The sequence below is a fragment of the Micromonospora sp. NPDC050187 genome (assembly GCF_044459745.1).
In the GTDB taxonomy this organism is placed as follows: domain Bacteria; phylum Actinomycetota; class Actinomycetes; order Mycobacteriales; family Micromonosporaceae; genus Micromonospora.
Genome location: NZ_JBITJH010000027.1, coordinates 62166 through 68910, shown reverse-complemented (window position 1 = coordinate 68910; position 6745 = coordinate 62166). Strand labels below are relative to the sequence as shown.

Here is a 6745-nt window from a genome sequence, read left to right as displayed (position 1 = left end):
CGACCTGATCCTCACCCTGCGCCGCTGAGGTTTGGTGGTTGCAGGGGTCCCCTCCTCATCAGAATGCGGTAACAGGGGACCCCTGCAATCACCCCCCCCCCCCCCCCCCCCCCCCCCCCCCCCCCCGGGGCGCCCCCCCCCCCCCCCCCCCGCCCCGGATCTGTGTGGTCGCGCGCTCTGACCCTCGATTCCTGGGTCAGGGGCTTGTGTCTCAAGCCGCTTGAGATCGCATAGTGGGCGTCGTGGACATGAACGAGCTGTACGCCATCGGGGACGTCGCCCGGCGGACCGGCCTGAGCGTCAGCGCGGTCCGGTACTACGCGGACGCCGGTGTCGTCACGCCGGCCGCCAGCACCCCGGCCGGCCACCGCCTGTACGACGTGTCGGCCATCGCCCGGCTGGAACTGGTCCGGACGCTACGGGAACTCGGTGCCGGCCTGGACGAGATCCGGCGGGTGCTGGCGGGCGAGGCGACGCTGCGCGAGCTGGCCGCCACCCACCTGGCCCTGCTGGCACGGCAGGAGGCACGACTGCGCAGCCGTCGCGCGGTGCTGTCGGCCATCCTGCGGCAGGACTCCACGGCCGAGCAGGTCCTGCTGATGCACAAGCTGGCCGGCATGTCGGACGAGGAGCGCGACCGGCTGATCGACGAGTTCTGGACTGAGGTCTCCACCGGCTGGGAGCCGCCGGAGCGGATGGTCGAGTGGTGGCGGGCGGCCCGGCCGGAGCTGCCCGAACGTCCCACCGCTGCCCAGTTGGAGGCGTGGGTCGAGCTGGCCGAGCTGGTCCGGGACACCGAGGTCCGGCAGGCCGTGCGCCGTGAGTTGTACGAGGTGTGCACCACCGGGGCCGGGCCGCTGATGACCTCGTCGCCGATGCTGGACACCCTGGAGGCGGCCACGCCGATCGGCCAGGCGGCGATGGACGCGGCGCGGGAGCGGGTGCCGCCGGACTCGCCGCAGGGGCGGGAGATCGCCGACCGGTGGATCGGGTGGCTGACCGGCATCTTCGCGGCACCGGACAGCCCCGTGATGCCGGACACGCCCGAGTTCCGGATCCAGACGGCCGACCACATGCTGGCGGGCGCGGAGTGGGACCGCACGCCGCCGGACCCGGAGGGACCGTTCGACCGGTACCTGGCGCTGGTCACCGCCGTGAACAACGTGCCGCCGGAGCGGTTCCCGTTCGAGTGGCTGGCGGCGGCACTGCGCGCGTCAGCCCTACCGGCTCGCTGAATGGCTGTCCGGTGAGGCCGACCCTGCCGGCCTGCCCGCCTGTCTGCCGGCGAAGCGCTGGCGGGCCGGTGAGGAGGGATCTGCTGCACGCCACCCGTAAACGAGGTTCAGGTGCGGGGCTCTAGAAGCGATCGGGGCGGCAACCGGACAACGCCGGCTCGGCGATGCCGTCGGTCAACTCCCGCGCGACAAGGCGGCCCACGGCCGGGGCGAGGGTGACCCCCGAGTGCATCACCGCCAGGTAGAGACCGGGTACCTCGGCGACCGGGCCGACGATCGGCTCACCGTCGGCCGGCATGGGGCGTACTCCGAGTCGGGTGCTGAGCAACTCGACGCCCCCGGCACCACGGAACGTGGACCGGACGGCGGCAAGGGTCCGTTCGGGTGAGTCCGCGGCGGCGATCAGCCGGTCCGCGGCGACCTGCCGGAGATCGAAGTCCTGGGTGTTGACCACGGTGCGGACCAGATTGGCCGGCGCGCGAAACCGGAACAGCGGCGACGGCGACGGCTCGACCGGGACACGCACGCCGAGCGGCGCGCCCAGCGCGGCCGTGGCAACACCGGCCGCCAACACCACAGTCGTACCGGAGAGGGGTCCCACAGCCGTCTCGACCCCGGCAACCCGGCCCGCCGCATCCCGGCGGACCGCGGTGACCGCAGCGTCCGGATGCACCCGGGCGCCATGGGCGCGGGCGCCCGCGACTAGCCGCTCGGTCACGCCCACCGAGTCGACAGCGCCGTCGCCGGGTGCCCACACGGCCCACTCCGGGGGCTGCCGAAGATTCGGCTCGAGCGTCATCACGGTGGCCGCGTCCACGATCTCCTGCCCGGGCCCGACCTCCGGCGCGCCGCCCTCCGCACGCCAACTCAGCGAGCCGGACCAAATCACCGGAAGTCCCGGCAACTCGGCCTCGACCCGGCGGTACTCCTCCGTCGCGGTGGCCCGCATCCCGGCCGCCGGACCGGTGAGCACCCCGGACGCTCCGATCCAGGCAAACGAATCCGCCGTCACCCCGGCGCCCGGCCGCCCGGCGTCGACCAACGTCACGGTGGCGCCCGCCCGGGCGGCGTGATAAGCCACCGACGCGCCGACTATGCCAGCTCCGACGACGATCACGTGCCTACCCACCGGTGCACTCAACACCTCGGCGACCCTACTGCCCGCAGCGGCTTTGCCCGTGCGCCCTCACGAGTCGCACCCGCTGACCGACGACTGCCCGTCAACGGGATTCAGGCGCGGAACACTAGTGCGCGGGCTTGACGGCGCGGACGAAGCTGGCCCATGTGGCGGGGGAGAAGGTGAGGGTGGGCCCGGCCGGGTCCTTGCTGTCGCGAACGGCGACGAGGCCGGGCAGGTTGTCGGCGACCTCCACACAGTCACCCCCGTTGCTGCCACTGCGGGTGCTCTTGCGCCACTCGGCGTCAGCCAGATCAGCCATGGTGAACCTCCCCGATGATCTTGTTGATCAGTTGTCTTGATTGTGCCTCATCGAGCGTCAGGTCATCGAGGCTTGCCCACACCTGCTCGTAGGCTGCGTACTCCTCCGGTCGGTCCAGGTAGAGCGCTCCGGTCCACGACTCGCAGTAGACCACTGGTGGCTCGGGCGTGGTCCGCCTGCCGGGTGGAAAGTCGAGGATGACGAAGGTGCCCGCTTCCACGCCTCGATGGATGCCGGCGGTCAGTGGAAGCACTCGGACGGAGACGTTGAATAGCTCCCCGACCTCCAGCAGGTGACGAAGCTGGTCTGCCATGGTCGTCGCATTGCCAACCGTGCGGAGCAGCGCTGCCTCGGCCAGGATCACCTCCAGTTTGGGTGCCCGAGGCAGCTTCCGGTGCAGAAGGGCCTGCCGTTGTAGTCGCACCTCGACCAGGCGTTCACGCTCTTCTTCCGTCACCTCGTGTCGGTGCTGATAGACCGCGAAGGCGTAGGCGCGCGACTGGAGCATGCCGGGGATCAGCGCTTCGTCGAATCGGCGGATGGCGGACGCGGCGGATTCCAGGCCGACGTAGAGTTCGAACCACTCGGGGATGGCGTCGACGTACGAGTGCCACCAGCCTTTGGCCTTGGTCTCGTCGGCCAGGGCGGTGAGCGCGGCGGACAGCTCGGGCGTCGCGCCGTACAGCTCGCACAGGGCTCGGACGTCGAGGGCGCGGGCCGAGCCGAGGCCGTTCTCGATGCGCCACATCTTCTGTCGACTGCAGTGCAGGGCGTCCGCCGCGCCGTCGAGGGTGATCTGTGCTTCGGTGCGTAGCTCCCGCAGCGCCCGCCCGAGCTGCCGTCTCGGGACGGTCGATCCCATGTCGTCGGCCATCCGGCATTCCTTCCCGCGTTGCGTTTTGTTACATCGGTACGCCACCGGTGAAACGTCGAGCTGTCACTTGGGAAATGGTGGGCCCGCCGCCGTGCACGCAATGGCTATTACGCATCGGACCCTACCGGAATCCGTCGGCAACAGCCATGTTCGCGCAATTCCCATACTCGCAATTCGCGCACCATTTCCGGTTCGCCAGGTCATGCCTGCCGCAGTCGTTGGGAGCCGTTCGACGGACCGTAGGTCAAGCTTGTTCCTGGGTGCCGGCGGTGAGACGTCGCCCCCAGTTGCGCATGTACTCGATGGCCTCCGGTGGTCCGTGAACGACAACCGGGGCTTCGAGTGCTCCGATGCAGAAGGTGGCCCAACCGAGGGAGTCGGCGGCGATGTGCACCCGGCACGACGTGTCATCGATGGGCTCCACGGTCCCGTAGTCGGCAATCTCGTCCCTGACCCGCTCAGCGGGGGCCTGGACGGTGGCATGAACGGAATACCGGCCGGGCATCGATCTGATCTGAGCGCGCACGTACTCGACGGGATCATCCGCAGGAAGCCGGCGTGGGGCGAACCTCTTCCCGGTCCGGCTCGGGCCATCGATCCGGTCGACACGGAAGATGCGCCAGTCGCCCCGGCCAAGGTCCCAGGCGATGAGGTAGAGGCGGTTCTCGACGCTGACGATCCGGTGCGGGTCGACCGTCCTGCGGGCGACCTGACCGGTTCGCGTCCCATAGGTGAACTCCAGCGTCTCATCATCTCGGCAGGCCAGGGCAACGGTCGTCAACGAGGCGACATCGGTGATGGCGGCATGCCGCTCGGTGCCGCGCGCCGGGACGGCGACGGCTCGGAGGCTGTCGATGCGGCGTCGAATACGCACGGGAAGCACCTGGACGATCTTGGCCATGGCGCTGAGTGCGGCATCCCCGGACGGGGGGTGGGCGCCGGAGGCGATCTCCTTGAGTCCCATGACGATGGCGGCAGCCTCCTCCTCGCTGAGTACCAGGGGCGGGAGGGAAGCGCCTGGGCTGAGCTGGTAGCCGCCGCCGGTGCCTCTCGTCGTGGTGATCGGATACCCGAGCTCCTGTAGGCCGTCGACGTCACGGCGGAGCGTGCGCTGACTGACACCGAGTCGGCGGGCGAGTTCATCGCCGGGCCAATGACGCCGGTTCTGAAGCAGTCCGAGGAGTTCGAGGACTCGGGTGCTGCTCGGCATGACTCGACTCTAGCGCTACTTGTGGCCACATAGCGGCCACAAGTGCGGTGAGGATGGGAAGTGCCAGGACCCCCAGGGAAGGACCTACGAACTTGCGCATCCTCGTCACCGGAGCAACCGGCCAGGTCGGGCGTCACCTCGTCGCTCAACTACACGAGGCCGGACACGACGTCCGAGCACTCACCCGCAATCCCGCAAAGGCCGAGCTACCGCCCGGCGTCCGGGCGGTAGCAGGCGACCTGACCGACACCACCACGCTCGGACCCGCCTTCGAAGGAGTCGAAGCAATCCATCTGATCACCTTCGGCGGTGAGGGCTTCGAAGATCTGACCAACGGCTCGGAGATCATCGAGCTCGCCGAGCGCCATGGCATCGGTCGAGCCACCGTGCTCGGTGGCTGGTCCCCCACCAGCATCGAAAGCGCCCTCATGTCCAGCACCATCAGCTGGAGCATCCTGCAACCTGTGGAGTTCATGAGCAATGCCCTCGAATGGGCCGAGGAGATCCGCGCCAAACGCACCGTCTCCATGCTCGCCGCCTACCCCAGCTCGGTGGTGCACGAGGCTGACATCGCCAGCGTCGCCGCGACTGCGCTCACCCAGGATGGTCACGGAGGACGGAGCTACCCGCTCACCGGACCAGAGGCACTCACCCCACGGGAACGAACCCGGATTCTCGCCGAGACCACCGGTCAGGACATCGCCTTCGTGCAACTCACCGAGGACGGCGAACGTGCTCGGCTGCGGGGTTACGGCTACGACGACGACTACGTGGAGTTCGGAATCCAGTTGGCCACCAACCCTCCCGAAGCCGCCGGTGTGGTTCTGCCCACCGTCGAAAAGGTCACCGGGCATCCCGCTCGAACCTTCGCCCAGTGGGCACAGGAACACTCAGGGCGGTTCCGCACCACGCCCTGACCCGTGGCCGGCCGATCGCTTCCCCTACCCGGTCGGCGCGCTCCAGCAGCGTCCGCCCCGTCGATCATGAAGTTGTGGCGCCCAATCAGCGTCTTTTGTGGAGGTTCGGTTGGTGCCCGAACTCCATGATCGACGGGGCGGTACGGGGTGGTCGCCGGCTGTCTTGTCTGGAGCCGGTCTTTCGGGGTCACCACGGTTCCTCAGGCGCTCCGGCGTAGGTCCGGCACGTCGGGGAACTGGTGGAAGCCGGCCGACCGGTAGGTGGCGACGGCGCCGACGTTGGCGCTCGGGGTGCACACGATCGCGCTCGACGAGCCCATTTCCCGTAGGGTGGCCGCCGCGGCGACGGTGATCGCCGTGCCGTAGCCGCGGCCGCGATGGTCGCGGTGCACGCCCATCGGTTCGAGCAACCCGGGCCGTCCCGGACCGGCCGACCACACCGTCGCGGTCGCCACCGCGGCGCCGTGGTCGTCGTAGGCGACCAGACACCGGGCGTCGGCGTACGCCGATCCGGTGGCCATCGCGTGCCACCCCTCGTCCGTGAACGTCGACCCGTCGAACGCCGCGCGCTGCACGGCGGCCCGGACCGGGGCCTGCTCCGGGCCGGTCACCTCGACCCGTACGCCGCTGTCCTCGACGGGCTGCGCGAGGTCACGCTGAAGCGGTGTCCACGGCTCGTCGAGATCCCACCCGGCAGCGAGCAGCAGCTCGCGGAAGACTCCGTCGAATCGCGCCTCGACGGATACGCTTCCCGGCGGAAGGACGCTGCGCTCCGGCCGGGTCACGTCGGCGGCCATCTGCTGGGCCAGTTCCTCGTCCCGGCCAGCGCCCGGGGCGATCGCCAGTCGCACCAGGCCGGGACCGTCCAGCAGCCCGAGGGCGAGGATCCTTCCGTCGCGGCTCCAGGTGCGGACCGCGCGGGCCGTTTCCTCTGCTCCGAACCTCCAGTGCCAGCCCAGGTCCCCCGGATGCAACTGGATCGGTGCCCCGTCGTGCTGCCAGTGGCGCAGCACGTGCACAGCCTCGCCCAACCCGTCGACTCCTGGCGTGCTCATCACGACCGACACATC

The 6745-nt window shown here is 69.8% G+C and carries 7 protein-coding genes; 2 read left to right on the top strand and 5 right to left on the bottom strand.

What is annotated here, in order from left to right; translation table 11 throughout:
- Positions 1 to 242 precede the first annotated feature (242 nt).
- The gene (locus ACIBJE_RS28320; RefSeq protein WP_396753326.1) at positions 243 to 1235 is read left to right on the top strand and encodes a MerR family transcriptional regulator; all 993 of its coding nucleotides are present in this window, start codon (positions 243 to 245) and stop codon (positions 1233 to 1235) included.
- A 121-nt stretch (positions 1236 to 1356) separates the two neighbouring features.
- Here ACIBJE_RS28320 and ACIBJE_RS28315 read toward each other — a convergent pair whose 3' ends face one another.
- The 4 genes from ACIBJE_RS28315 to ACIBJE_RS28300 all read right to left on the bottom strand — a co-directional run bounded on the left by ACIBJE_RS28315 (position 1357) and on the right by ACIBJE_RS28300 (position 4758).
- On the bottom strand, positions 1357 to 2352 hold the full coding sequence (locus ACIBJE_RS28315) for an NAD(P)/FAD-dependent oxidoreductase (RefSeq protein WP_396753325.1): 996 nt from the start codon (positions 2350 to 2352) through the stop codon (positions 1357 to 1359).
- Between the two features lie 127 nt (positions 2353 to 2479).
- A complete protein-coding gene (locus ACIBJE_RS28310; RefSeq protein ID WP_396753324.1) occupies positions 2480 to 2674 on the bottom strand; it encodes a DUF397 domain-containing protein in 195 nt (64 codons plus the stop codon).
- Positions 2667 to 3548 carry a helix-turn-helix domain-containing protein gene (locus tag ACIBJE_RS28305; RefSeq protein ID WP_396753323.1) on the bottom strand — a complete coding sequence of 294 codons (882 nt, stop codon included), beginning with the start codon at positions 3546 to 3548 and terminating at the stop codon, positions 2667 to 2669. Before ACIBJE_RS28305 ends, ACIBJE_RS28310 begins: the two co-directional genes overlap by 8 nt.
- 244 nt (positions 3549 to 3792) lie before the next feature.
- Entirely contained in the window at positions 3793 to 4758 is a 966-nt protein-coding gene (locus ACIBJE_RS28300) for a helix-turn-helix transcriptional regulator (protein WP_396753322.1), read from the bottom strand.
- A 92-nt stretch (positions 4759 to 4850) separates the two neighbouring features.
- Between ACIBJE_RS28300 and ACIBJE_RS28295 the strand changes: the two genes are divergently transcribed.
- The gene (locus tag ACIBJE_RS28295) at positions 4851 to 5675 is read left to right on the top strand and encodes an SDR family oxidoreductase (RefSeq protein WP_396753321.1); all 825 of its coding nucleotides are present in this window, start codon (positions 4851 to 4853) and stop codon (positions 5673 to 5675) included.
- Positions 5676 to 5875: 200 nt separating this feature from the next.
- On the opposite strand, the gene ACIBJE_RS28290 is transcribed toward ACIBJE_RS28295, so the two are convergent.
- Positions 5876 to 6730, bottom strand: coding sequence for a GNAT family N-acetyltransferase (locus ACIBJE_RS28290; protein WP_396753320.1), 855 nt, complete (start codon positions 6728 to 6730; stop codon positions 5876 to 5878).
- Positions 6731 to 6745 lie beyond the last annotated feature (15 nt).